Raw genomic sequence first — 23,513 nt, forward strand, 5'->3', positions numbered from 1 at the left:
TTACCCCCTCCCTTCTTTGCCGTTTAAGCCGTCTGTTCCGTTGATCGTTTCAGCCATTACAGCAATAGCATATGTTTTTTCTGTTTTATTCAGACGTTCTTTGTCTAAAAACAGGAATTTCGTTCTTGATTGAGCAGAGTTGATATTCAATGATTTTAAGTATTGTTCCATAATTATCTTTAAGCCTTTCAACAAGTCGTCTGTAAAAAAAACCGGAAAATGGTTCGGGGTATATTGAGGCAGAGGTGTCCCTTCCTGCCACAGGGCGGCGACCGCACCGTTTGCGATGGCCTCCTGCAGGCTGCCTGAATGAGCAAATACAGGGATGAACAAGCCTCTTGGCTGAGGCCTGTCAGCAAAGCAGCTAACTGTATGAAATTGAAGGCTGCTGTCTTCGATACCCCTTGAATTAGGAAACAGGCCAGCTATTTCTTTGTATAAAAGCATACTATTTCTCCTCAATCGCCTCCCGGGCTACTTTCCGGTCGTCGAAATCAAATATTTTATCACCGATCTGCTGGTACGTTTCATGTCCTTTACCAGCTATTAAAATTACATCACCTTTTTTTGCTTTCCTGACTGCGTATTGGATTGCTTCTTTTCGGTCAACGATTTTCACATATCGTTCACCGGCAGCACCCTCCTCCATATCAGCGAGAATTTGGACAGGGTCCTCACTTCTTGGATTATCGGATGTGAAAATCGGGACTGTTGCGTATTCACAGGCGATTTTCGCCATCATTGGCCGCTTTGTGCGGTCTCTGTCGCCGCCGCATCCAACCACAGCGAACACATCATTCCTGGCAAATTGCTTTATTGTTTTCAGCACATTTTCAAGGCTGTCAGGAGTATGGGCATAGTCAATAATCACCGAAAAGTCCTGGCCGGCGTCAACCAGCTCAAACCGGCCTGCAACTCCTTTGACCGATTCAATCGATGCGATGGTTTGATCAAGCGGTATGCCCAAAACCATGGCTGTCCCAATACTGGCAAGTACATTATATACGCTGAATTTCCCAATTAGCTGTAATGTTATGCGCCTGCTGCCAAACGGGCTAATTAAATCAAATGTTGTACCGCTGGCCGACATTTGGATGTTCACAGCACGGAGGTCGGCATGGTTGTCGATTCCGTAGGTCAAAATATGGGCTGAAGTGCTTTGCTGATATTCCTCACTTGCAGGATCGTCCGCATTCAGAACTGCAAATTTCGGCCTGTCATGTGAAAATGCATTGCCAAGCTGGGAAAATAACAGACCCTTCGCCCTGCGGTACTCATCCATAGTCTTGTGGTAGTCAAGGTGATCCTGTGTCAAGTTCGTAAAAACGGCCACATCATAATCCGTCCCGTGTACCCGCCCATGGACAAGCGCATGCGATGAAACCTCCATTACGGCGGTTTGCACCCCTTCATCGACCATTTGCCTGAATGTTTTTTGCAGGGTCAGGCTTTCAGGTGTCGTATTTTTCACTTCATACAGCTGGCTGCCGATTTTTGTGTACATCGTTCCAATCAGCCCGGTGTTCTGTCCGGCGTCTGAAAATATTTTATCGATCAAATGACTGGTCGTTGTCTTGCCATTCGTTCCGGTTATTCCGATAACGTTCAGCTTATGGCTTGGCTGCCCGTAAAACGCATCTGCAAGGACAGCCATCGCCCTGATCGTGTTCCGTACGACAATTACTGGCACATTCAGCGAAAGCTCCCTTTCGGCAAGCACAGCAACAGAACCATTCTTCACGGCCGACTCGGCGAAATCATGGCCATCTACTGTATAGCCTTTGATGCAGATGAATAAACTGCCCGGAGTGGCTTTTCTGTTATCGTTTTCGATTGAAGTGATCTCAGGATTTTCTCCCTTATAATCAACGAAAGGATGCAGGTATCCAAGCAATTCATGTAAATTCACAATTATCAATTCCTCTCACTTAAACAAACATGGCGATATATATTTTACATGATTGAGGTCAATTTAGCCATTGTTGTGAGAGAAAAGTAGAATGGTGTTTCATTTTCACTCTTATTATATACATCGAAATGCAAAAAGGGTGGCGGTTGAATGGATCCTGGCGCCGCCCTTTCTCTTAATCTTTGTTATACATATACACTTTCACTGTTGAGCCTTCCTTGACCTTCACTCCCGGAGACGGAGCCTGCTTCACAACGGTATCTCCGTTCCCGTCTATTTCAAGCTTTAAGTTTACCATCTGTTGCCGAAGTTCGTTCTTTGTCATGCCGACCAGATCGGGAATCTCTATCTTTGGGGACTCATATAAAGCCAGTTCTTTTTCAATTTGATTTTTCCTTGGTTTCACACCAAGAGCGTGCAGGCTGTCCTCCATGATGTTGCCGACGATCGGGGCGGCGACCACACCCCCGAATTGGATTGTGCCCTTCGGATTATCAACAGCAACATAGACAACAAGCTGTGGGTCATCAGCGGGGGCAAAGCCTATGAATGAAACGATATGATTGTTTTCCAAGTAACGGCCATCCTTGGCTTTCTGGGCTGTCCCAGTTTTTCCACCAACCCTGTATGACTCAACAAAAGCGTTTTTCCCCGTTCCCTGGGCAACTACACTTTCAAGGGCATGCCTGATTTGTTCGGACGTTTCTTCAGAAATGACCCGCCTTTTCGCAACAGGCGATTTTTTCATGACTACTTCACCGGTCTTTGGATCAATCAGTTCCTTCGCAATATAAGGTGTGTAAAGAATGCCCCCATTTACAGCGGCAGCAACCGCTGTTACTTGCTGGATCGGAGTGACTGATACACCTTGCCCGAAGGCAGTCGTTGCATGCTCAACAGGCCCGACCCGGTTCATGTTGAACATGATGCCTCTCCCCTCGCCCTGAAGGTCGATTCCTGTTTTTTGTCCAAATCCGAAATCGGAAATATATTTAAAAAGCTTTTCTTTTCCAAGCCGCTGTCCAAGCTCGACAAACCCCGGGTTACATGAGTTCTGGACGACTTCCAGAAAGGACTGGCTGCCGTGGCCGCCCCGTTTCCAGCAGCGCAGCCTTGCCCCGCCCACCTTAACGTGGCCGGAATCATGAAAATGGTCATGCTCAAGGTCTACTTTCCCTTCCTCAAGTGCAGCGGCCAACGTGATAATTTTAAAGGTGGAACCAGGTTCATATGTGCTCCATACCGGAAGATTCCGGTTATATACTTCCTGCGGGACATTCCTGAAATTATCCGGTTCGAAAGTCGGGCGGCTTGACATCGCCAAAATTTCACCGGTATTTGGATCCATTGCAATGGCAATGATGCCATCTGGATTATATTTTGCTTCAGCGATATCCAATTCCCGTTCAACGATCGTCTGGACTTTATTATCAATGGTTAGCTTAAGATCAAGACCGTCGACAGGGGGCTCATAGTCATCAGCCATGTCTTCCATCCTCTGGCCTTTTGCGTTCGCATAAAATTCTACCGACCCCTTTGTGCCCTTTAATTCCTTGTCATAGTAAAGTTCAAGGCCCATCAAGCCCTGGTTGTCGATACCCGTGAATCCGAGCACATGGGACAAGTAGCTGCCGAACGGATAATGGCGCTTCGAATCTTCGCCGATGTAAATGCCCTTCAAGTTAAGAGCCCTGATTTCTTTTGCTTTACTGTGCGAGATCTTCCTTCCCTCAGGAATTCTCTCAATCACAGCTGACTTGGTAATGTGCTTTAGTGCCTTGTCCTTTGACATATTCAAAGCAGCTGCCAGTTTTTCCGCGGTTGCATCTGCATCGACAATTTGTCGGGGGACAGCATAAACGGTGGGCGAACTGATATTTGTCGCCAGCGCCACCCCATTCCGGTCAACGATTTCACCGCGCTGTGCCTCAAAAGGTACTTTCCGGCTCCACGAATCCATCGCCTTGTCTGTCAGCCCGCCCCCGAGCAGGAATTGAACGTATCCAAGCCGGATATCAATGATTAAAAATATCAAAATCCCAACCATTAAAACTAGCGCAACCCGCTTTCGCACAGTAACATTAGAAACCCGCATATATTGAAAGTGCCTCCCTTTCCAATCAGGGGAACCTCACAAAAACTGTCCACCCTGATTTTATTTAATGAACGCCGTGGCGTGGACTGGTTCGTTCAAATATATGCTTGTACTACAGTGAAAATAACAGTTAAAAAAAACAGAGGATCAGCCGCCGGCTGTTTCCTCTGTTCCATCTGCTGCATCTTCTGCTGCAGGCTTTTGTGTGGCTTTGATAAACTGCTGCTCAGGCGTTTCCAGATCAACAATCAAGAAGTCGCCGGCTTTAACCGGGGCACCGGGATTAAGGCTTTGCTTCACGACATAGCCGCTGCCAGATTTGTTCAACTTAAGGCCAGCGGACTGGGCCAGCTTCATGACATCCCTCAGTGACCATCCATTCATGTCAGGCACAGCCAGGTCGCCGTTCGTCTTCAAAATGACTTTTTCCCCTTCAAGGGCCAATGAACCGGCTTTCGGGACTTGTTTTTCTATATTGGCGCCTGAACCGAAAATGACGGGATTAAAGCCTTTCGACTCCAGTACTCCGCCCGCCTCCTCGACTGTCATGCCTGATATATCCGGCACATGATCCGCAGAGGCTTTTTCCTGCGCTGCAGGCTGGATATTTAAATACTGGAGGCTGCTTTTCATTACCTTATTGAATATCATCGAAACCGGGACAGAGCCATTCGTGTCCTCCTGGATTTCAGGCTGCTGGACTGCTACATAGATGACAAGTTTCGGATCGTCTTTTGGTGCCATTCCCAAAAATGAAAACAAGAAATTTTTATGCCCTGTCATATACTTGCCATCTGGTCCCGGAATTTGGGCCGTCCCGGTTTTGCCTGCAACCTGATAGCCATCAATCTGGTAATTGTGGCCAGTCCCATGTTCAGCTGTAACGACTGTTTCGAGGATGTCGCGAACCTCCTTGGCCGTTTCGGCTGATATTGGCTCTCCAGCTACTTCAGGCTCGGATTTTTTTATGATATCTCCCGTGTCTGAATCGACGATCTGGTCAATAATCCGCGGCCTCATCATTTTTCCGTCATTGGCAATCGCTGTGGCAGCCTGTACGAGCTGTATCGGGGTCAAGGTTGTCCCCTGTCCAAAAGACGTTGTTATTTTTTCGACCGGCCAGTCATACAGGATTTTACCTGTTACCTCTTCAGGCAAATCAATCCCTGTTGGCTGTTCGAACCCAAATCTCGTCAAGTATTCACGATATTTGTCAACACCGATTTGTTCTTGAACCAGTTTTGATACAGCCACGTTTGACGATCGCTGTATCCCTTCAAGGTAAGTAATTGGGCCCCATCCCCTGCCGTTATTATGGTCCTTAATGGGCGGAGCTTTTGGAGTCACCTCGTAGGAACCCGATTGAAATGTGTCATTCGGATTGAACTTTTTCTCCTGGACCGCAGCTGCCAGAGTAAATACCTTCATGGTGGAGCCAGGTTCAAGGGATGTTTCTATAATTTCATTGTGCCAAGTCTTTTCAAGCCCTTCCCTTGTTTGCGGATGGAAGGTCGGCCTCTGGCCCATTGCCAAAATGTCACCGGTTTTCGGATCGGCCACCACCGCAAAGATCTTTTTCGGCTTGTATTGCTTGTCAACTTCAGAAATCGCGTCCTCTAAAAAAATTTGGATTTTTTTATCCAGTGTTAAATAGACGTTGTCCCCATTCTGTGCCGGAATAATATCCTTTTTACTGTCCGGCAGCAAAAAGCCCCACAGATCTGTTTCAAATTTAACCGAACCATCCTTGCCGGTTAAAGAGGAATTCAAGCTTTTCTCTATCCCGAGTGTCCCTTCGGTAACAGTCGTCACGTTTTTGTAGTCCTCTTCTTCTTCCTTCTCGACAAAACCGATTAAATGGGACGAGAATACCCCGTTTGGATAAAAACGCTTGGAATCCCTTATAAATGTGATTCCTGGAAGCTTTAGTTTCTCAATTTTCTGTTTTGTCTGCTGCGAAATATCCCTGCCGGCTTTCCCGAATTCAACCTGGAACGGCCCCTTCTTCGTGAGGCGGCTGTAAATTTCCGACTCAGGCATATCAATATACTGGGCAAGCTTGCCCGCGGTATATTCCGGATCGGTCACATGCCTCGGCTTTTTAGGATTTGTTGTCATCTTTTTATCCAGAATGGCTACAAGCGTGAAGGCCGCCGTATCTTCAGCAATCACTTCACCCTTCCTGTCAAAGATTGTCCCGCGTTTCGATTCGATTACTTTTTGATCTGAATGCAGCTTCTGGGCTCTTGCGGCAAGTGCCTGCCCGTGTGCTTCTCCGGTAACCTGTATCGTCACAAACCTGAAAATCAAGATAAAAAAGAGCAGGCTGAATATTAGAAATAATATCGCTGCTCCCGCATTCATATTTGGTTGTTTCTTTGCCATCAGTCCTGCACAACCTTCACATTATTCCCGTCAAATGCGAAGCCGAGCTTTTTTGCAATCGCCTCGATCCGCTCGTATGCACTCAGTTCATCTACCTGCATGGCCAAATCTTTATTTACTTTCTCCTGCTCCTGAATGGAGCTTTCCATCAACTGAATGTCTTTATTGATTTCATAAATGGCTGCCTGTTTTGCGATGATATATGTTCCCCCGAAACAGACCATCAATCCAAACAAAAGGGCCAAAAGCTTTTCACCTGGAGTCAGCCATGATGTCCTTTTTACCGTTGCTTTTTTTGGTGCCTGAACAGGGCTGTGCTGTTGTTCCTGCTGCAGCTTCCTTGCCAAATTGCTCATCATTTTCCCTCCTGGAATTTTTAATCTCTCTTTAAGTTTCTTTATATGTTTTTATAATTTTTCAGCGATTCTCAGTTTAGCCGACCTTGCGCGGTTATTGTTCTCAAGCTCTTCATCTGACGGAAGAATCGGCTTTCTTGTTATCAATTTCAATTTCGGTTTAAATTCATCCGGGATAATCGGAAGGCCGTGCGGCAGCGGTGGAGTCTCGCTCCCTTTTTTCAACGTCACCTTACAAATCCTGTCCTCAAGCGAATGGAAGGTGATTACACTGATGCGGCCGCCTGTTTTCAATAAGTCAATCGCCTGTTCAAGTGATTTTTCGAAAACACCCAGTTCATCATTGACAGCGATCCGGACAGCCTGGAATATTCGTTTGGCCGGATGGCCTCCCTTTCGCCGTGCCGGTGCCGGAATGGCTTCCTTGATCAGTTCAACCAGTCCTCCGGTCGTTTTGATCGGCTCTTTGGCTCGCACTGCTTCAATTTTCCTCGCTATTTGCTTGGAGAACTTTTCCTCGCCATACTGAAAAAAAATCCTTACAAGGTCTTCATAGCTCCAATGGTTGATTACGTCATATGCAGTGATGTCAGCCTCCTGGTCCATCCTCATATCCAGCGGCGCATCGTGATGGTAGCTAAAGCCACGTTCAGCGGTATCAAGCTGCGGGGATGAAACACCCAGGTCATATAAAACTCCATCCACCTGATCGATTCCCAAATTTTCAAGCTCGTCCTTCAAATGCAAAAAATTGCTTTTAATGATGGTGAGGCGGTCGCCGTAGCCGGCAAGCTTTTCCTTCGCATGGGCGATAGCCGTTTCATCCTGGTCAAAAGCATACAGCTTTCCTTTTCCGCTAAGCCTTGAAAGGATCAATTCGCTATGCCCCGCGCCACCGAGAGTACAATCCACGTATATTCCGTCACGACGGATGTTAAGGCCGTCTACTGCTTCATTAAGCAAAACTGTTGTGTGTTCAAACATGTATGTCCATCCTTCCAATCATCGGCGGGCAATCATTATATCGATATAACGATACCCTTAAATATCAAATCCAATCATATTTTCTGCAATTTCAGCAAAAGATTCCTCTGACTCTGCAAAATATTCTTCCCAGATAGCTTTGCTCCATATTTCAATTCGATTGGAAACACCAAGGATCACACACTCTTTTTCAAGTTTTGCGTATTGCAGCAGCGGAGAAGGAATGTTGACTCTCCCCTGTTTGTCAATTTCACTCTCGGTAGCACCTGAAAAGAAAAAACGGGTAAACGCACGGGCATCTTTTTTTGTTAATGGGAGTCCTTTCAGCTTGTCCTCTATCACTTTCCATTCAGAGAGCGGGTATCCAAATAAACATTGATCAAGTCCCCGGGTCAATATGAACATTTCGCCAAGATGGTCACGTACCTTGGCCGGTATGATCAGACGGCCCTTATTATCAATGTTGTGATGGAACTCTCCCATGAACATGCCCACTACCCCCACTTTCTAAATTCAATGTACCACATCCCCCCACTTTTCACCACATAATTTTTAAATAATCCCCCTGTGCACCAAAATTGCTCACAAATACCGCGGCACCGCGCTTTTCGGCTATCCCCCACATTGCCCGTGACAAATAAAAAAGCTTCAACCGCGGGCGCGGTGAAGCTTTTTTACAATTTTATTACTTTATGTGTCCCATCAAATTCATAATGGAGGGAAAGCAGGTCGGAAATGAAATGGAGCCCGTATGTATTCAGATAATAAAAAGGATTCCATATTCTTTCCTGCGGTGAACCGGCAGGCCTTAAGGCATTTTCAACCCTGTTAAACTTGTTCAGGATATGGTCGTGCTTCCGGCAGACTGATTCGTCTATTTTACCTTCCATAAATTCTATTTGTTTTAAAAGCATCGCCTCGTTTTTTGCCAGCAGAGGCAACAACCCTTTGTCAACTTGTTCTGTTTTGGAACGGATCAGCTGATACTGGCTGATTAGCTGTTCCTTCGCTGTTTGGAAATACTCTTCTAACTCCCTGTCCTTCAGGGATTCGATGTATTTAAGCTCGTTTTGGCCTGTGCCAGAGGCGATTGCCGTCTTAAGGTCGAGGCCGAGCTCACTCAGATCGGTCTCAATTGACCTGTCAAGAATCGTAATATTCAGCCTCGGAACGAGCGGTGGCATGCAGATGCCCACGTTTTCGAAGACCAGTTGAAGTTCAGACCAGTAGGCAATTTCACCAGGGCCGCCGATAAACGCAAGCGTCGGAAAAATCCATTCCTGCATTAATGGCCTTGTGACAACATTATTGCTGAGCCTTTCAGGATATTCCTCGGCAATCCTAAGCAATTCTTCCTTCGTAAACTGAACCTCTCCATTTTTCCCGAAAAATAAGCCTGTTTCCGGGTCGGCATGCAGCAAAATCCGTTCCTGATGCGTTTCATCATAATAAAACAGATTTGCCGTATCCCCATTTATCTCAATAGTCTTCCGGTATCCGGCCGCCTCGGTTTTTTCCTGCTGTGCGAAAACGGACCGAGTAATTCGGTCGAAGCTGTTGATCTGTTTTATAAAAAATTCGCTTTCCAGCCTGCGAAGGTCTCTGTTCCCTGAATCCACAATTAACAGGCCGTGATCTTTAAAAAGTTCCATGATGATAGAAGCAAAGAAATCCACGAACGTTTCAGAGGTGGAAATTATTCTCCCGGCAAAGTCAAGCAGTTGGTTTGTGTGGTGTGTTTCCCCGAATGTTTCAAAGATGCTGGTAACCCAGCTTAAACAAGCCTCGCGGTTTAAAGGAATGTCTGTCACCATTTTCTTGTCAAGGACTTTTTCAGGATACACCCATTTCTCAGGTTTATTATCCTTTAACACATAAACATGATTGACTTCCTGATAATCGTGGTCTTCACCGGCAATCCAAAATACCGGCACTACGGGCACCCCAAGCTCCTTTTCTTTTTGTTCGGCCAATTTAATGATCGATATAACTTTATGTACACTATATAAAGGACCAGTCAAAAGCCCTGCCTGCTGTCCGCCGATAATGACGGCACTGTCAGGTTTTTTTAGTTTTTCAATGCTTTTGGCAACTTTTTCAGAGGTAGGATACCGTGCCATAAAACGCTCGATATGGCCGGCGATCTCCTGCCGGTAAAAGCTCCTTTTGCCCAGTTCGGCCAGCCGTTTTTCATAAGACGCTCCATCTTTGTAATTATAATGAAAGAAGCTCTGCAGCACAGGGCTTCCGGCCATGTAGTCTGTTGCGAACCGGTTTGCGGCAGGCAATGAGAGATTCAAAATCTCCATCAAATTGTACTTCCTTTCTGGTAAACATTTTCACTCTAAAGAGTATAGCATTGTTGCATTTGAAAAGAAAAAAACTTTGCCTAAAGAAAAGCGCAGTCTACGGAATGGAAACCAGTATCGCAACCCTCTGGATCAACCCGAATAACACGAGAAAAATATATGCCGAAAAAAACAGCAGGAAATTAAAGCGCCAATATCCTTTAAAAACCTTCGGGAGAACGATCTCCTTTTTATATTTCCAATGTATGATGACAAATATCAGTGCGATGCATACTAAAATAAGCAGGATAAGCCATAAAAATGACCTTTCCCAAATAGTCGCGGCTATAAAATGGACGGACAGAATGAACAATACCGTACTCCCGTCAATCGCTGTATGGACAGAGCGGCGATGGTTGCCCGTCCACTGCTTGCTTATAATAAAAATAATCAAATACCCGAGGATCGGCACGGTGACGAATGCAGCGATGACCGTGGAGACAACGTTCATTTAATTCCCCTCCCTTTTATACTCCCTGCCTTTTATGCAGCTGTAAAAGGCCCGCATCAGCGGTGTTTCTATCTTTCTCTCTTCAGCAGATTCGAGGCAGTAGCCAAGAATCGCATCGATTTCGGTCGGCCGTCCCTCTTCCACGTCTTTAAGCATTGACGACCGGTTTTGCGAGGTTTTTTTACAAACAGCCACGACATTTTGAAATTGTTCCCACTTACAATCTATATCCAATGAATCTGCCACTTCCTCAAAAAGAAGCTTTAACAAATCAAAATAAAATGGATTATCCGCTAGTTCGCCATTCGGGACCCGCAGAACAGCCGTTAACGGATTAATCACAGCATTGACAATTAGTTTATTGACAAGCATTTTGTGATAGTCTTTCTCAATTGCCACAGGAAAGGATGGGGGGACTGATGAGGAAAAAACAGCAAGAAGGTCCGGGTTTCCTTTAAAGACCGCTGCCCGAGTGATGCCGTTCCCATTATGCCTCACTGTATTACCGTTTATTTTTGCTGCCCCGTGCTCAACAGAACCCACATAAATGCGTGATGCCTTCAGGTCTGAAAGCCCTGTTAAATGGGACATGCCATTTTGCAAAAAAAGATAGCATCCCCCGCCAGCCATGCGGCTGTGCAGTTTGGCCAGAAGGCCTGAAAGCTGATATTGTTTCACTGACACGATAGTTATATCACATGTTTCGTTCCACTCATCAATGGGGAATGCCTCAAAACGTGCATGCAATTGCTCCTCCCCTTTTATTACATGTATTCCTTCAGACTGGATAAGGCTTGCCTGGTCCCTTGTTTTCGTATAAAGTGTGACATCATGCTTTCCACTTAAATAATAAGCGAATAATAAGCCGATCGACCCACCGCCGATAATTCCTATCTTCATAAAGTAACTCCCCGAATAACTTGTATAGTCATATTTTAGCAGAAATCTGCCTGCGATTGAAAGAAACGTTTTTCGGGGTGAGGTCTAGTCCAAAAGTCCATGCCAAAAAGCGCAAGCGGCCATGAAACGGCCACCTGCGCTTTTTTGGTGATCCTATGGCTATTTATCGTTCTATAAACCTTCTGAACGACAGGTTTCCTGCCAGTTAGACAGGGTAAACTGGATGCTTCCGTTCGCTGAAATGCATTTCCTTCGTTTCATACAGCGAGAATCTCTGGATCAGCACTCCCCTTAAATCGGACGGGGCGACAATATCATCGACGATCATTTCTGAAGCAAGCTTATATATATCGATATGTTCTTTATATTCCTGCTGCTTTTGCTGGACGAAGGCGATTTTCTCCTTCGGATCCTCAATTTCATTGATCTTGTTTGAATAGACTGCATTCACGGCAGCTTCCGGTCCCATGACAGCGATCTGGGCGGTTGGCAGCGCAATGCAGCAATCCGGTTCGAAGGCGGGGCCGGCCATAGCGTACAGCCCGGCTCCATAGGCCTTCCTGACAATCACTGATATTTTTGGGACTGTTGCTGAACTCATCGCCGCAATCAGCTTCGCACCGTGCCGGATAATGCCGGCGCGTTCCACCTTCGTACCGATCATGAATCCTGGCACATCTGCCAAAAACAAAAGCGGAATATGGTAGGCATCACATAGCTGAATGAATTTCGCCCCTTTGTCTGCGGAGTCGACAAAGAGGACACCACCTTTAACCTTTGGCTGGTTTGCAATAATCCCGACCGCCCTGCCATCGATTCTTGCAAGTCCGGTAACCAATTCCGGTGCAAACAGCTTTTTGATTTCAAAAAAGCTTCCATTATCAATGATCGCGTTGATACATTCATATATATCAAACGGTGCGTTTTGATTGACAGGTATAATGTCCTCAAGGCTTTTCCCGTTTTTCGGCTGGACCCCTTCTTTTTTATCAGGTTTTGATTTAAAGCTCGCTGGAAAAAAGGCTAAATATCTTTTTGCAGCTTCAACCGCCTCTTCCTCACTATATACGAGCACATCCCCGCACCCGCTCACAGAGCAATGCATGCGTGCCCCGCCCATTTCTTCCAGGGTGACTTTCTCACCAATCACTTTTTCCGCCATCCGCGGTGAGCCGAGATACATCGAAGCATTTTGGTCAACCATGATGACAATATCGCAGAAAGCCGGAATATAGGCACCCCCGGCAGCAGAAGGACCGAACAGCAGGCAAACTTGAGGCACCATCCCGGATAACTTTACCTGATTATAAAAGATGCGGCCTGCCCCGCGCCGGTTCGGAAACATTTGGAGCTGGTCAGTTATTCTCGCTCCTGCAGAGTCAACAAGATACAGGAGCGGCACTTTCAGTTTTTCGGCTGTTTCCTGTATCCTGATTATTTTCTCAACGGTCCTCGCCCCCCAGGAACCAGCCTTGACAGTGGAGTCATTCGCCATGACACAGACAGTCTGCCCGCCAACTTTTCCGATTGCAGTGACGACTCCATCCGCCGGCAAATCTTCTGCCTGGCAGTTCGCGAATCTTGCATCTTCTTCATACTTGCCGTCATCAAACAGCAAGTTGAGCCGCTCGCGCACAAACAATTTATTTTGCTGCTTCATTTTTTCATGGTATTTCGGATGTCCTCCAGCCTGGATTTCCTGGATTTTATCCTGCAGTGCATCAGATAATGTCTTCGCCGTCGTCATCCTTCTCCTCCTAATAAGTTCTGTGTTCCCTACGTCTAGCTCCAGAGCCTAGCCAGTTTTTATCCCCGAACTTGCTACTATGAGTATCTTGCGCAAAGCGATAGCTTTAAGCAACTCGGGTCATAAGCCGCCTCTATCGCAAATCAGGTTCTGCTGCAGGAGCTTATGCATGTCGGGGCTGACCAAGGCGCTTCCGCTTTTCTATTCTAAAACTACTAATACGTCCCCTTCATTTACGAATTCGCCGATGTTTACATGAATGGCGCCAATCTTGCCGGCTGTCTGGCTTTCAACCGGAATCTCCATTTTCATCGATTCCAGCATGATTACCTCCTGGCCCGGTGAAATATCATCACCGGGGGATACAAGAATATTCAATACTGTTCCCGCCATTGAAGCTGTGATTTCCTTCATTTGTTCTCCTCCATGGTATTGCCTCAGCGCTGTTACGCTTCCGCTTTTTTAATCTATTTGGCAGCAAATTTTCTTTCGGACAGGTACGCGGTTGTATATGTACCGGCAATAAAGTCTGGTTCATTTAAAATATCCTTAAATAATGGGGCGTTTGTTTTAATGCCTTCGAGTGCGAGAGACTGAAAGAATTGGCTCGCTCTGTCAAGTGCCTCTTCCCTGCTTGACCCGTTCATGATGCATTTCGCGATCATCGGATCGTAAAACGGGGTGACAGCCGACCCTCCTTTATACCCATAATCAACGCGAACCCCTTCCGTTTCTTCCCATGAAAACACGGAAAGGCTGCCCGGGGATGGCAGGAAAGTGACAGGATCTTCGGCATAAAGCCGGAATTCGATCGAACAGCCTTTTCTTTCTATATCCTGTTGAAGCAGAGGCAGCCTTTCACCCCGGGCGGCAAGGATTTGCCATTTTACAAGGTCGAGGCCGGTAATTTCCTCTGTGACAGGATGCTCCACCTGGAGCCTCGTGTTCATTTCCAAAAAGTAAAAATTCTCGTTTTCGTCGACGATAAATTCTACTGTTCCGGCGTTCACATAACCAACCGCCTTTGCCGCCAGTACAGCTGTATTGTATATTTTGTTTCTGGTTTGTTCCGACAAGAAAGGGGACGGGGCTTCTTCGATCACTTTCTGGTGCCGTCTCTGGATTGAACAGTCTCTTTCAAATAAATGGACATAGTTCCCATGCCTGTCTGCAAAAATTTGCACCTCGATATGCCTGGCATTTTTGATATATTTTTCAATGAATACCAGATCTGTGCCAAAGTAGGCTTTGGCCCTTGCCCTTGTTGATTGGTAATGCTTAGCGAGTGCCTGCTCATTTTCACAGAGCACCATCCCAATGCCGCCGCCTCCCCCGCTCGCCTTGAGCATCACAGGATAGCCAATGGATTGTGCGAGCATCACAGCTTCATCGACTGACAGAACTCCGTTGTCGCTGCCAGGGACTACTGGCACTCCGGCTTCCTGCATCGTTTTCCTGGCCAAAATTTTATCGCCCATTTTTTCAATGGTGCCAGGGTCAGGACCGATAAAAGTGAGTCCTGCCTCGGCTGCCTTCTTTGCAAAATCGGCATTTTCCGATAAAAAACCATACCCTGGATGGATCCCGTCAGCCTGTTCAACTTTGGCAATTGAAATTATTGCTTCGGCATTCAGGTAGGATTTTTGAACGGGCGGCTCCCCAATCCTGAAAGCACTTCCCGCCTCCGTCACAAATGGCAGCTCTTTGTCAGCATCAGAATAAACTGCCACCGTTTCTATCCCCATTCGATGGCAGGTCCGTATGATTCTCAGCGCTATTTCCCCTCTGTTGGCTATTAGAATTTTCCGCACCCTGTTTCCCCCTTCTGAGGTAAATTCCTTAACATATAAAATTCTACAATATTCTGTTAACTTCCTGCAAAAAAAATGAAACCGTTTTCGGTTAATGAAGGCGGAATTTTTTGTTTTTTTATAATATAATTAAAACAGGCTCCTACAAAAAACGATTACTTACCGATTGAAGCTTCAAGAATCTTTACAGGAGATAATAAAAAGAGCCAACACATATGCATCAGGAAAAGGGGGACATGTCAATGGACCATAAAGTAGAAAAGCTGAAAATCAATTATAAGACCTTGGAGGATTTTAAAGAGTTTAAAGGTTACGGCCACCAGGAGCTGTCCATGCTCGAAGATCTTGAAGCAAATATGATTGAGAATGACAGCGATTCTCCATTTTACGGAATTTACTTTGGGGATAAGCTTGTTGCGCGAATGAGTTTATATCGAGTAGGCGCGAGATTTGACCGTTATTTCGACCCTCCACAGGATTATCTTGAGCTGTGGAAGCTGGAAGTTCTGCCAGATTATCAAATCAAAGGCTACGGAAGTGCCCTCGTCGAATTCGCCAAGAGCTTTGGCCTGCCAATTAAAACGAACCCAAGAATTAAATCCCAAAGCTTCTGGGAGAAAATGGGGTTCACTCCAGTCCATTACGAAGTTGAGCGCGACCTTGGTGAAAATCCGCTAGTCTGGTATCCGGAAGGCGTCAAAGAACAAGTATACCGGCAGGAATGATAAGTTCATTCATTGCCTCGCTTGTATAGCCGCCGGGTGGTTCGAACTTTGTATATTGTGACACTTTAAAGCGCCCAAGAACTCTTAGGCGCTTTTCATTATTTCTCTATTTTTTCCAGATTACCGTTTTGGGCCATCTGAAATTTTACTTTATGCTGATTGTCTTCTTCTTTTAACACGACCATTTTTCTGGCCCGTTCCATAATTTCAATTAATGCGCGATAGTCCGCCTCTATTGTTTTCAGTTCTTTTTCCAATTTTTCGTTTTCTGCAGACAAGTAATAGATTTGCCGCTCCAACTCTTTAATTCTTCCTTCATGCTCTTCAAGACTTTTTTCCTGGCCGTTTGTTTTTTGAGCCTTTTCATGAAGCTGGTCGAGGAACAGCTTTACATCGGACAAGTTTAGCACTGGTGGCGCGGGGGAAGCCTCTTGCCCGCCTGCAGGTTCTGTCTTGGGCACTGTTTCTTCTTGTAGGTGCTCTTTTTCCTGCACTTTTGGCTGTTTCTTGGATTCCTTGCGCTGTTTTTTGGCAAGTTCAATACCGGATTTATATTGTTTGCGGACAAATGAGTTCCAGCGGAAACCGCAGGCAGCCGCCGTGCGGGAAAGCTTTTTGCCCACTTCTTCAAATGCCTTGAGCTGAGTTCCCCCTTCTCGTATATGGCGCAAAACTACTTCAGCCAGCAATAGATCTTCATCCAGGTTCCAGGCGTCCTGACGAGTTAACGGCATCAGCATATCCTCCTAGTGTTTTTATTCATTCATATGCGTCTGCTAGGAAAGATAGAATGTGCTCAGCCTGAAAATCAATATTATTTATTGTCAAAAAACTGTTTAACCTTTAAGTGGTGGGCTTCGCTTGCCCAGAGGACAGCACAGCTTCTCGCTTCTTCCTCGATCCGTTCCCGAATTTTTGCTGCACTCCATTTTTTTATTAACATGCGCTTGAAAGATTGTAAAACCGCAACCTCTTTATCAAGTGTTTGTCCTAAAAATGAAAGACAGCCATCGGCAGGGGTTCCTTCATAAATGCCATCGAGATAGCCAAGATCCCTTAGATCGTCTGCAGTATGGAGCGCAGCATCTGTAACCATTTTTAAAGCCTTGGATGGTGGAAGCTTTTCAAACAGGATGGTTCCTCCTCCCCACCCGGTTGTTATTGCTAGATTTCCCTGGACAAAGCCGGCTTTGATGCCGCTTCTTCCAATCCGGTAGTCACACGCCATGGCAAGCTCGCAGCCGCCACCGACTGCTGTGCCATTTAAAACAGCAACAGTAGGCTTTGGCAAAACCAAAATATTATATAAAATTCCCGACATTCTTGAGAGCATTTCATATGCCTGTTCTTCCGTCATTAGCTGGTGGAAGGCGGATAAATCGCCGCCTGAACAAAATGCCCGGCTGCCGGCCCCGGTAATCCCCAGGGCTTTTATATCAGCCTGTGCTGCCCTGTCAATTGCTTTTTCAAGGCCATCCATCACCTCATAATTCACGGCATTTCTTTTTTCTGGCCTGTTGATTGTAAATAGCAGCAAGCCTGGTTTTTCTTCTGAAATTATGTACGGCTCCATTTTAATCCTCCAGGTCCATTCAGCATTGTTAATTCATTTTAACAATTTCCCTCTTTTGCCAAAAGGCCAAGGTTCCCGAAAAGCAATAAAAGCACAGGGTGCTTTTCGCATCCTGTGCTTTTATGTAAGTAAATTAGTCGTTTACAACCTCTTTACCTTTGTATGTTCCGCAAGCCTTGCACACACGGTGAGCAAGTTTCATTTCACCGCAGTTTGGGCATTCTACCATACCTGGAACTTGTAATTTAAAATGAGTACGGCGTTTTCTTTTCGCAGTTTTGGACGTTCTTCTAAATGGTACAGCCATTATTCCCACCTCCTTAAGAGTTTCAATCCCGCGAGGAACCAGGTTCCTCGAAAAACTTTGCAAGTCCGGCTAGCCGGGGATCCACTTTTTCCTTCTTTTCCTGCTCATGGATGACTTCCCAATCCTTACCTGACTGGGGCGCCCCTTTTTGGCTCGTGTCTTCCTCGCAAAACACTTGCATCGGAACCTCAAGCAAAAGGATTTCCCTGATGACTGGCTGAAGGTCAACCACATCACCTTTTACCTGATGAACCTCCTCTTCAGTCTCGTAATCGTGGCCGTTGAGAAGGAAGGTTTCTGTTGTTTCAACATCGATTGGATAATTAACGTCAACTAATGTTCGAGAACAAGGAAGGATCAGATAACCTTCTATATGCAAATGGAATGTCACTTTCGTGGCGCTTATATCCGCTCTTCCAGTTATATGCATCGGAGATACCTTGCGAATTGACGGATCAGTCTCCTTGATCTCATCAACATTGACGGTTTCGTCGATCGGAAAATCCTTGCTTCGATATTTTTGTAACTGACTTATTGTCCATTTCATAGAATCACCCCAAGGCAACAAAGGTAATTATAGCTTTCGTATAACCATTTGTCAATGTTTTTTCTTTACACTATAATGTTCACATAATACCCGTCGTTTAAACTCTTTGCAATGCTTTAGAATTTATTTTTATAAAGGAGAAGGCACTATGAATGCAGTTGGTGTAATTGTAGAATATAATCCTTTCCATAACGGACATGCTTTCCACCTTCAAATGGCGAAGGAGATATCGGGCGCTGATGTTGTAATTGCCGTAATGAGCGGAAATTTCCTGCAGCGCGGCGAACCTGCGCTCGTTTCAAAGTGGAGCCGGACGGAAATGAGCCTGCTCGCAGGTGTAGATCTCGTATTTGAGCTGCCATATAAGTTTGCCACCCAAAAAGCTGAAACGTTTGCAAATGGTGCAGTATCCATCCTTGGTGCCTCCGGCTGCAAATTCCTCTGCTTTGGGAGTGAATCGGGGGATATCCAGGCTTTTACCGACACAGCAGCGTTCCTTGAACAAAACAATGACCAATTTCAAAGCCTTGTAAAAAAGAACTCAGCCACCGGTGTAAGCTATCCAAAAGCGATTTCTTTGAGCTTTCAAGCCTTGTCATCGCATAAAGGATTGATCGATTTATCCAGGCCCAATAATATTCTTGGCCTTCAATATGTCATGGCAATCCGGAAACAAAAAAGCCAGATGGCAGCTTTTACTGTAACGAGAAAAAACGCTGACTACCATGATGAACATTTCGCATCCGAATCCATCGCGAGTGCCACGAGCATCAGAAAAGCACTGTCTGAAACGGATGAGAGCAGCCTCATCAAACAATTCGTCCCCTCCTCCACATACACGCTGCTCATACAATACAAAAACATGTTGGGCCAGTTTCACTCCTGGGAGAATTATTGGCCGCTTCTCAAGTACAAATTGCTGCAAACAAGCCCTTCAGAATTGAGAGAGATTTATGAAATCGAGGAAGGGCTCGAGAACCGCCTTTGCCAGGCGGCCTTGGAAGCATCATCGTTTAATGATTTTATGGAACGGATCAAAACAAAACGTTACACTTGGACAAGGCTTCAGCGTGCCTGTGTACATGTATTAACAAATTCGAAAAAGCATGAAATGGTGTCCGTAAGCGAAAAAGCTTCCTATTTAAGGCTGCTGGGAATGACGGCTAAAGGCAGGGACTATTTAAATAGAAACAAAAGCCATCTTGCGCTTCCCGTCATATCCAAGCTTTCGTCCTACAAAGAGCCCGACATTGAACTTGACGTCAGGTCGTCAAAAATTTACGCGCTCGGTGTCAATGGGCCCGGGCAGCAGCTCTTACTGAAACAGGATTTCACCCATCCGCCGATTTTTATCGATAAGTAAAAAAACGAGCTGGATTTGTTTCAGCTTGTTTTTTCTTTTAATTTTTGCAGATATGAAACAGCATCATCAAAAGTATCGACCGGGATGATTTTCATTTTTGTGTCAATGTCGCGTGCCGTTTTGACTGCCACGTTGTAATTTGAATCCTCTGCTCCATTTTCAGCTGGGGCGAGGAAGATTTCAGCTCCCGACTTGTCGGCTGCAATGATTTTCTGCTCTATTCCTCCAATCCTGCCCACTGTCCCGTCAGATGAGATTGTTCCAGTGCCAGCAATCTGATACCCTTTTGTAAAATCTTCTTTCGTAAGCTGATTATATATTTCCAAAGAAAACATCAATCCGGCTGACGGGCCGCCGATTTCGTCTGTTTTCATTTTGACCTCAGGCTCTACAATGATTTCCTTGTCGTCATCAGGGACAATTCCAATTCCCACTCGTTCACTGCGATTGTCAAAACGCTTCACTGGTATTGATACTGTCCTTTTTTTGCCATTGCGTTTAAATGCAATCTCTACCTTTTCCCCCTCTTTTTTGCCCGTAACATACTCGATAAATTGTTGTGAAGACTGAAACTCCGTTCCGTCTACCCCGAATAGCTGGTCACCGACTTCCAGTTTCCCGTCCGCCGGCATGCCTGGCACAACACTTACGACATATATCCCATTAAAGTGATAATCCACAGGCTTGCCTGCTTCTTTGTATGCCACTTCCATGGCGGTGTATTTTGAGTTATCCATTAAATGCAGCTGGCGGGCGGTGTATTGTTCATCCGTTTCATGCTCCGGCCGTATTTCTTCCAGTTTGTATATCTCCTGGTATTTGCTGAAGTGTGCGATGACATATGAATAAATATTTGCCCTGCCCATCCTGACTGTTGTCAGCATGAAGCTGCCCTCTTCCTCATAGCCGCCTTCGACTTCTATTATTGGTTCCAGCTCCTTTGCCATGCCTGGCTTGGATACATAATAAGGAAGATAGTAAAACGCACTTGCCAAAAGCAGCACTGCTGCCAGGATGGTAAGGCGAAATGAGGCTTTTCTGCTCATTCTTATTGAGGCTCCTTCCAATGCTCGATCACACTATTAATTTTGGCAATCTGCTTTTTAGTTTCTTCTTCTCCTATATAAATGATGTCTTCAATATTTGTAAATGCCCTGGAACTGTACATTTCAACCCTCGGCCTGATCATCACATCCGAAGCTATTTCCCTGTTTGCCACCAGTTCCATCTGCATAATATCTATGCTTTGCATGATCACGTCATAAATCGAAGTGATTTCTGTGTTAGTCTTTACATGCGATACATCGACAGCGATTACAATATCTGCCCCCATTGCCTTGGCAACCGATACCGGCACCCTGTCAACGACCCCGCCGTCGACAAGGAGGCGGCCATTCAGCTTCTCGGGGACAAATATGCCTGGTATCGCAATGCTCGCCCGCACAGCTTCGGCGATTGGCCCGTCGCGAAACACGACCTTGTCACCGGAAACGAGGTCGGTAGCAACTATCCCAACAGGAATGTCCAGCTCCTCAATCCTCTTGTTATGAGTGAATATCCGAATCAATTCCTTAACCTTTTTTCCGGCGATAAAACCCATTTTTGGAACTGTGAAATCAAGATAATACTTCCTTTTGAATACCCTGGATAATTTGTAAAGCCGCTCAACATCAAGGCCTGCCCCGTAAAAGCAGCCGACCATCGCCCCCATGCTGCTACCGGCAATCAGATCGATCGGGATTCCCTCATCCTTCAGTACTTTGATCACGCCAAGATGGGCAAATCCCCTGGCACCTCCCGACCCCAGTGCTAAACCAATTTTTGGACGCAGCAAATCACTTCCTCCTCTTCCAGAGTGATATGTAATGGCTTTTTATGGTCTATTTTATCGTTCCGTGAGTATATTGATTTATATGAGGACAAGGGGGCAGGCCCGCGCCTACAGGGCAGCCGCCTTACGGAACCGATGTACACTGCAGCCGACTTTTTTGGTACATCCACAGTATGTTAATGGACAAAGACGCCTCTGCATGATCTGTTCCTGTTTAATAGATTTTATCCCGCATTAACGGGCAGTAAAACCCCACCTGTATGCTCTGAGTAATCGAAGCAGCATAGGTGGGGGATAACTGCACGTAAAAGCCCGATTGGTTCAGCTAACAATCAGTGGGGGATGGAGAAAACCCCCTACTGATTGGAGTTTCACTTTATTTTATCACTGAACGGGCAAGTTTCACAGCAGTATACCCGCTGGAGGGAGGATTAACAGTGTTTCTGTCTAAACTTAAAACGATTGTCCTTGCCTTGTCTGTAACGATTATGGCAGTCTCGCTCATCTCGTTCCCACAAGAATCATTTGAAGCTTCCACCAGAGGCCTGAAAATGTGGTGGGAAATTGTTTTTCCTTCTCTGCTCCCATTTTTTATCATTTCCGAAATGCTGATCGGATTCGGAGTTGTGAGGTTTATCGGTGTGCTGCTTGAACCGTTGATGCGGCCACTGTTTGGGGTACCGGGGGTTGGCGGGTTTGTATGGGCAATGGGGATGGCCTCAGGGTACCCTTCAGGAGCAAAATTGTCAGCCAGGCTAAGGCAGGAAGGCCAACTCTCAAGGATAGAAGCAGAAAGGCTCGTCTCATTTACTAATTCATCCAATCCACTATTCATATTCGGTGCTGTATCGATCGGATTTTTTGGAAATGTCCATTTAGGTGCAATGCTTGCTGTTGCACATTATCTTGGCAACATCAGCGTCGGCCTGTTAATGAGATTTTACGGAAGAAATGAAGAACTGCGGGATGGCTCGGAAAAGAACCGTTCGATTAGGGCAGCATTTTCAGCGTTACACCAGACAAGGATCAAAGACAACCGCCCAATTGGAAAATTGCTGGGGGATGCTGTTATGTCATCCATCCAGACACTGTTGATGATCGGCGGATTTATTATTTTATTTTCGGTAATCAATAAACTTCTTTTTAATTTGCATATTACTGCCTTTTTAGCACAATTGTTCAATATGTTTCTCGGTGTGATGGGAATGACGGAGAACTTGAGCCTCCCTTTCATTTCCGGATTATTCGAGATTACCCTCGGTAGCCAGATGACAAGCCAGGTGAAGGATGCGACACTGATGCAGCAGGCGATGATCACGAGCTTTGTCCTTGCCTTCAGTGGTTTCAGTGTCCAAGCCCAGGTTGCAAGCATCCTCGCCCAGACTGACATCCGTTTTCAGCCATTTTTCTTTGCAAGGATCGTTCATGGGTTTTTTGCCAGTTTTTATTCATTGATTCTATGGAACCCTGTTTACGTACGTTTTTTTGGATCAGAGAATACGTCGAACGCCGTAGTTGCCAGCGGAATTTTGGATGGCGGGAACAGGCTTGCGGAAGTTCACCAGGCAATCGCTGCTGCAGGCCCTCTCGTCACGATTGCGGCACTTTGTATTTACGTTTTCCTGCTCTGGCAAAGGATATACTCTTCTGAAAAAAAATGAAAACGAGCACGGGGCTGTGCTCGTTTTTCTGTTTGACGTTCAGGCAAACTTTTTTATAAGCGCTTGCTCGACCACCGGGGGTACAAGCTCAGATATATTTCCTCCGTATTTTGCTACCTCTTTCACAATGCTTGAACTCAGGAAGGAAAATTGATTGTTCGTCATGATAAAAAAGGTTTCAATATCTTCATTCAAGACCCTGTTCATGGAGGTGATTTGCATTTCATATTCAAAGTCGGACACCGCCCGCAGTCCCCGGATGATAGCGTTGGCGTTCACAGTTTTTGCGTAATCGACAAGCAGGCCCTGGAATGAATCGATTTTTACATTGGGAATATCCTTTGTAACTTGTCTAATGAGGCTGATCCTTTCTTCAACAGAGAAAAGGGGATTCTTTGAAGAGTTGTTCAGGACAACTACATACACCTCCCCAAAGACTCTGGCACCCCTTGTTATGATATCTAAATGTCCGTATGTAATCGGGTCGAAACTCCCGGGACAGACAGCAATTCTCGTCACT

23 protein-coding genes are annotated in these 23,513 nt (G+C 45.8%); 3 read left to right on the plus strand and 20 right to left on the minus strand.

Annotated elements, in window-relative coordinates; all coding sequences use genetic code 11:
• The 13 genes from CVD19_RS07755 to CVD19_RS07815 form a co-directional block, all read right to left on the minus strand.
• On the minus strand, positions 1-447 hold the full coding sequence (locus CVD19_RS07755; protein WP_101581284.1) for a hypothetical protein: 447 nt from the start codon (positions 445-447) through the stop codon (positions 1-3).
• 1 nt (position 448) lies between these two features.
• Positions 449-1,909 (minus strand): UDP-N-acetylmuramoyl-L-alanyl-D-glutamate--2,6-diaminopimelate ligase, encoded by a 1,461-nt coding sequence (locus tag CVD19_RS07760; RefSeq protein ID WP_101581285.1) that lies wholly within the window; start codon positions 1,907-1,909, stop codon positions 449-451.
• A 175-nt stretch (positions 1,910-2,084) separates the two neighbouring features.
• A complete protein-coding gene (locus CVD19_RS07765; protein WP_101581286.1) occupies positions 2,085-4,004 on the minus strand; it encodes a stage V sporulation protein D in 1,920 nt (639 codons plus the stop codon).
• Between the two features lie 147 nt (positions 4,005-4,151).
• Entirely contained in the window at positions 4,152-6,389 is a 2,238-nt protein-coding gene (locus tag CVD19_RS07770) for a penicillin-binding protein (RefSeq protein WP_101581287.1), read from the minus strand.
• Positions 6,389-6,745 (minus strand): cell division protein FtsL, encoded by a 357-nt coding sequence (gene ftsL, locus CVD19_RS07775; protein ID WP_101581288.1) that lies wholly within the window; start codon positions 6,743-6,745, stop codon positions 6,389-6,391. Before ftsL ends, CVD19_RS07770 begins: the two co-directional genes overlap by 1 nt.
• Positions 6,746-6,796: 51 nt before the next feature.
• Positions 6,797-7,729, minus strand: a complete 933-nt coding sequence (rsmH, locus tag CVD19_RS07780) for a 16S rRNA (cytosine(1402)-N(4))-methyltransferase RsmH (protein ID WP_101581289.1) — start codon at positions 7,727-7,729, stop codon at positions 6,797-6,799.
• 57 nt (positions 7,730-7,786) lie between these two features.
• Positions 7,787-8,218 carry a division/cell wall cluster transcriptional repressor MraZ gene (gene mraZ, locus CVD19_RS07785; RefSeq protein WP_101581290.1) on the minus strand — a complete coding sequence of 144 codons (432 nt, stop codon included), beginning with the start codon at positions 8,216-8,218 and terminating at the stop codon, positions 7,787-7,789.
• A 185-nt stretch (positions 8,219-8,403) separates the two neighbouring features.
• On the minus strand, positions 8,404-10,038 hold the full coding sequence (bshC, locus tag CVD19_RS07790) for a bacillithiol biosynthesis cysteine-adding enzyme BshC (RefSeq protein WP_101581291.1): 1,635 nt from the start codon (positions 10,036-10,038) through the stop codon (positions 8,404-8,406).
• 97 nt (positions 10,039-10,135) lie between these two features.
• A complete protein-coding gene (locus tag CVD19_RS07795) occupies positions 10,136-10,528 on the minus strand; it encodes a DUF3397 domain-containing protein (protein WP_101581292.1) in 393 nt (130 codons plus the stop codon).
• On the minus strand, positions 10,529-11,428 hold the full coding sequence (locus tag CVD19_RS07800; protein ID WP_101581293.1) for a 2-dehydropantoate 2-reductase: 900 nt from the start codon (positions 11,426-11,428) through the stop codon (positions 10,529-10,531).
• 205 nt (positions 11,429-11,633) lie between these two features.
• Entirely contained in the window at positions 11,634-13,175 is a 1,542-nt protein-coding gene (locus CVD19_RS07805) for an acyl-CoA carboxylase subunit beta (RefSeq protein WP_101581294.1), read from the minus strand.
• 201 nt (positions 13,176-13,376) lie between these two features.
• A complete protein-coding gene (locus CVD19_RS07810; RefSeq protein ID WP_101581295.1) occupies positions 13,377-13,589 on the minus strand; it encodes an acetyl-CoA carboxylase biotin carboxyl carrier protein subunit in 213 nt (70 codons plus the stop codon).
• Positions 13,590-13,642: 53 nt separating this feature from the next.
• Complete coding sequence (locus tag CVD19_RS07815) at positions 13,643-14,986, minus strand: acetyl-CoA carboxylase biotin carboxylase subunit (protein WP_101581296.1); 1,344 nt, start codon at positions 14,984-14,986, stop codon at positions 13,643-13,645.
• Between the two features lie 242 nt (positions 14,987-15,228).
• Between CVD19_RS07815 and CVD19_RS07820 the strand changes: the two genes are divergently transcribed.
• The gene (locus CVD19_RS07820) at positions 15,229-15,711 is read left to right on the plus strand and encodes an N-acetyltransferase (protein WP_101581297.1); all 483 of its coding nucleotides are present in this window, start codon (positions 15,229-15,231) and stop codon (positions 15,709-15,711) included.
• A 98-nt stretch (positions 15,712-15,809) separates the two neighbouring features.
• Here CVD19_RS07820 and CVD19_RS07825 read toward each other — a convergent pair whose 3' ends face one another.
• The 4 genes from CVD19_RS07825 to CVD19_RS07840 all read right to left on the minus strand — a co-directional run bounded on the left by CVD19_RS07825 (position 15,810) and on the right by CVD19_RS07840 (position 18,138).
• Positions 15,810-16,445, minus strand: coding sequence for an RsfA family transcriptional regulator (locus CVD19_RS07825; RefSeq protein WP_101581298.1), 636 nt, complete (start codon positions 16,443-16,445; stop codon positions 15,810-15,812).
• Positions 16,446-16,525: 80 nt separating this feature from the next.
• Complete coding sequence (locus tag CVD19_RS07830) at positions 16,526-17,284, minus strand: enoyl-CoA hydratase/isomerase family protein (protein WP_101581299.1); 759 nt, start codon at positions 17,282-17,284, stop codon at positions 16,526-16,528.
• Positions 17,285-17,417: 133 nt separating this feature from the next.
• Complete coding sequence (rpmF, locus tag CVD19_RS07835; protein ID WP_009791160.1) at positions 17,418-17,591, minus strand: 50S ribosomal protein L32; 174 nt, start codon at positions 17,589-17,591, stop codon at positions 17,418-17,420.
• 22 nt (positions 17,592-17,613) lie between these two features.
• Positions 17,614-18,138 (minus strand): YceD family protein, encoded by a 525-nt coding sequence (locus CVD19_RS07840; RefSeq protein WP_101581300.1) that lies wholly within the window; start codon positions 18,136-18,138, stop codon positions 17,614-17,616.
• Between the two features lie 148 nt (positions 18,139-18,286).
• Between CVD19_RS07840 and CVD19_RS07845 the strand changes: the two genes are divergently transcribed.
• Positions 18,287-19,501 carry a nucleotidyltransferase gene (locus tag CVD19_RS07845; RefSeq protein ID WP_101581301.1) on the plus strand — a complete coding sequence of 405 codons (1,215 nt, stop codon included), beginning with the start codon at positions 18,287-18,289 and terminating at the stop codon, positions 19,499-19,501.
• A gap of 20 nt (positions 19,502-19,521) precedes the next feature.
• Here the strand turns inward: CVD19_RS07845 and CVD19_RS07850 are convergent, their stop codons facing one another.
• Entirely contained in the window at positions 19,522-20,547 is a 1,026-nt protein-coding gene (locus CVD19_RS07850; RefSeq protein ID WP_101581302.1) for a SepM family pheromone-processing serine protease, read from the minus strand.
• A 2-nt stretch (positions 20,548-20,549) separates the two neighbouring features.
• Entirely contained in the window at positions 20,550-21,335 is a 786-nt protein-coding gene (locus CVD19_RS07855) for a patatin-like phospholipase family protein (RefSeq protein WP_101581303.1), read from the minus strand.
• A gap of 434 nt (positions 21,336-21,769) precedes the next feature.
• Here CVD19_RS07855 and ylbJ point away from each other — a divergent pair, with 434 nt between their 5' ends.
• On the plus strand, positions 21,770-22,993 hold the full coding sequence (ylbJ, locus tag CVD19_RS07860; RefSeq protein ID WP_101581304.1) for a sporulation integral membrane protein YlbJ: 1,224 nt from the start codon (positions 21,770-21,772) through the stop codon (positions 22,991-22,993).
• Positions 22,994-23,032: 39 nt separating this feature from the next.
• On the opposite strand, the gene coaD is transcribed toward ylbJ, so the two are convergent.
• Positions 23,033-23,512, minus strand: a complete 480-nt coding sequence (coaD, locus tag CVD19_RS07865) for a pantetheine-phosphate adenylyltransferase (protein ID WP_101581305.1) — start codon at positions 23,510-23,512, stop codon at positions 23,033-23,035.
• Position 23,513 lies beyond the last annotated feature (1 nt).

The organism is Bacillus sp. T33-2, from assembly GCF_002860205.1.
Lineage (GTDB): Bacteria > Bacillota > Bacilli > Bacillales > Cytobacillaceae > T33-2.

Coding starts and splice junctions, on each gene's coding strand:
- CVD19_RS07755 (WP_101581284.1), bottom strand. CDS start 447: ATGCTTTTATACAAAGAAATAGCTGGCCTGTTTCCTAATTCAAGGGGT.
- CVD19_RS07765 (WP_101581286.1), bottom strand. CDS start 4,004: ATGCGGGTTTCTAATGTTACTGTGCGAAAGCGGGTTGCGCTAGTTTTA.
- CVD19_RS07770 (WP_101581287.1), bottom strand. CDS start 6,389: ATGGCAAAGAAACAACCAAATATGAATGCGGGAGCAGCGATATTATTT.
- ftsL (WP_101581288.1), bottom strand. CDS start 6,745: ATGAGCAATTTGGCAAGGAAGCTGCAGCAGGAACAACAGCACAGCCCT.
- rsmH (WP_101581289.1), bottom strand. CDS start 7,729: ATGTTTGAACACACAACAGTTTTGCTTAATGAAGCAGTAGACGGCCTT.
- mraZ (WP_101581290.1), bottom strand. CDS start 8,218: ATGTTCATGGGAGAGTTCCATCACAACATTGATAATAAGGGCCGTCTG.
- bshC (WP_101581291.1), bottom strand. CDS start 10,038: ATGGAGATTTTGAATCTCTCATTGCCTGCCGCAAACCGGTTCGCAACA.
- CVD19_RS07795 (WP_101581292.1), bottom strand. CDS start 10,528: ATGAACGTTGTCTCCACGGTCATCGCTGCATTCGTCACCGTGCCGATC.
- CVD19_RS07800 (WP_101581293.1), bottom strand. CDS start 11,428: ATGAAGATAGGAATTATCGGCGGTGGGTCGATCGGCTTATTATTCGCT.
- CVD19_RS07805 (WP_101581294.1), bottom strand. CDS start 13,175: ATGACGACGGCGAAGACATTATCTGATGCACTGCAGGATAAAATCCAG.
- CVD19_RS07810 (WP_101581295.1), bottom strand. CDS start 13,589: ATGAAGGAAATCACAGCTTCAATGGCGGGAACAGTATTGAATATTCTT.
- CVD19_RS07820 (WP_101581297.1), top strand. CDS start 15,229: ATGGACCATAAAGTAGAAAAGCTGAAAATCAATTATAAGACCTTGGAG.
- CVD19_RS07825 (WP_101581298.1), bottom strand. CDS start 16,445: ATGCCGTTAACTCGTCAGGACGCCTGGAACCTGGATGAAGATCTATTG.
- CVD19_RS07830 (WP_101581299.1), bottom strand. CDS start 17,284: ATGGAGCCGTACATAATTTCAGAAGAAAAACCAGGCTTGCTGCTATTT.
- rpmF (WP_009791160.1), bottom strand. CDS start 17,591: ATGGCTGTACCATTTAGAAGAACGTCCAAAACTGCGAAAAGAAAACGC.
- CVD19_RS07840 (WP_101581300.1), bottom strand. CDS start 18,138: ATGAAATGGACAATAAGTCAGTTACAAAAATATCGAAGCAAGGATTTT.
- CVD19_RS07845 (WP_101581301.1), top strand. CDS start 18,287: ATGAATGCAGTTGGTGTAATTGTAGAATATAATCCTTTCCATAACGGA.
- CVD19_RS07850 (WP_101581302.1), bottom strand. CDS start 20,547: ATGAGCAGAAAAGCCTCATTTCGCCTTACCATCCTGGCAGCAGTGCTG.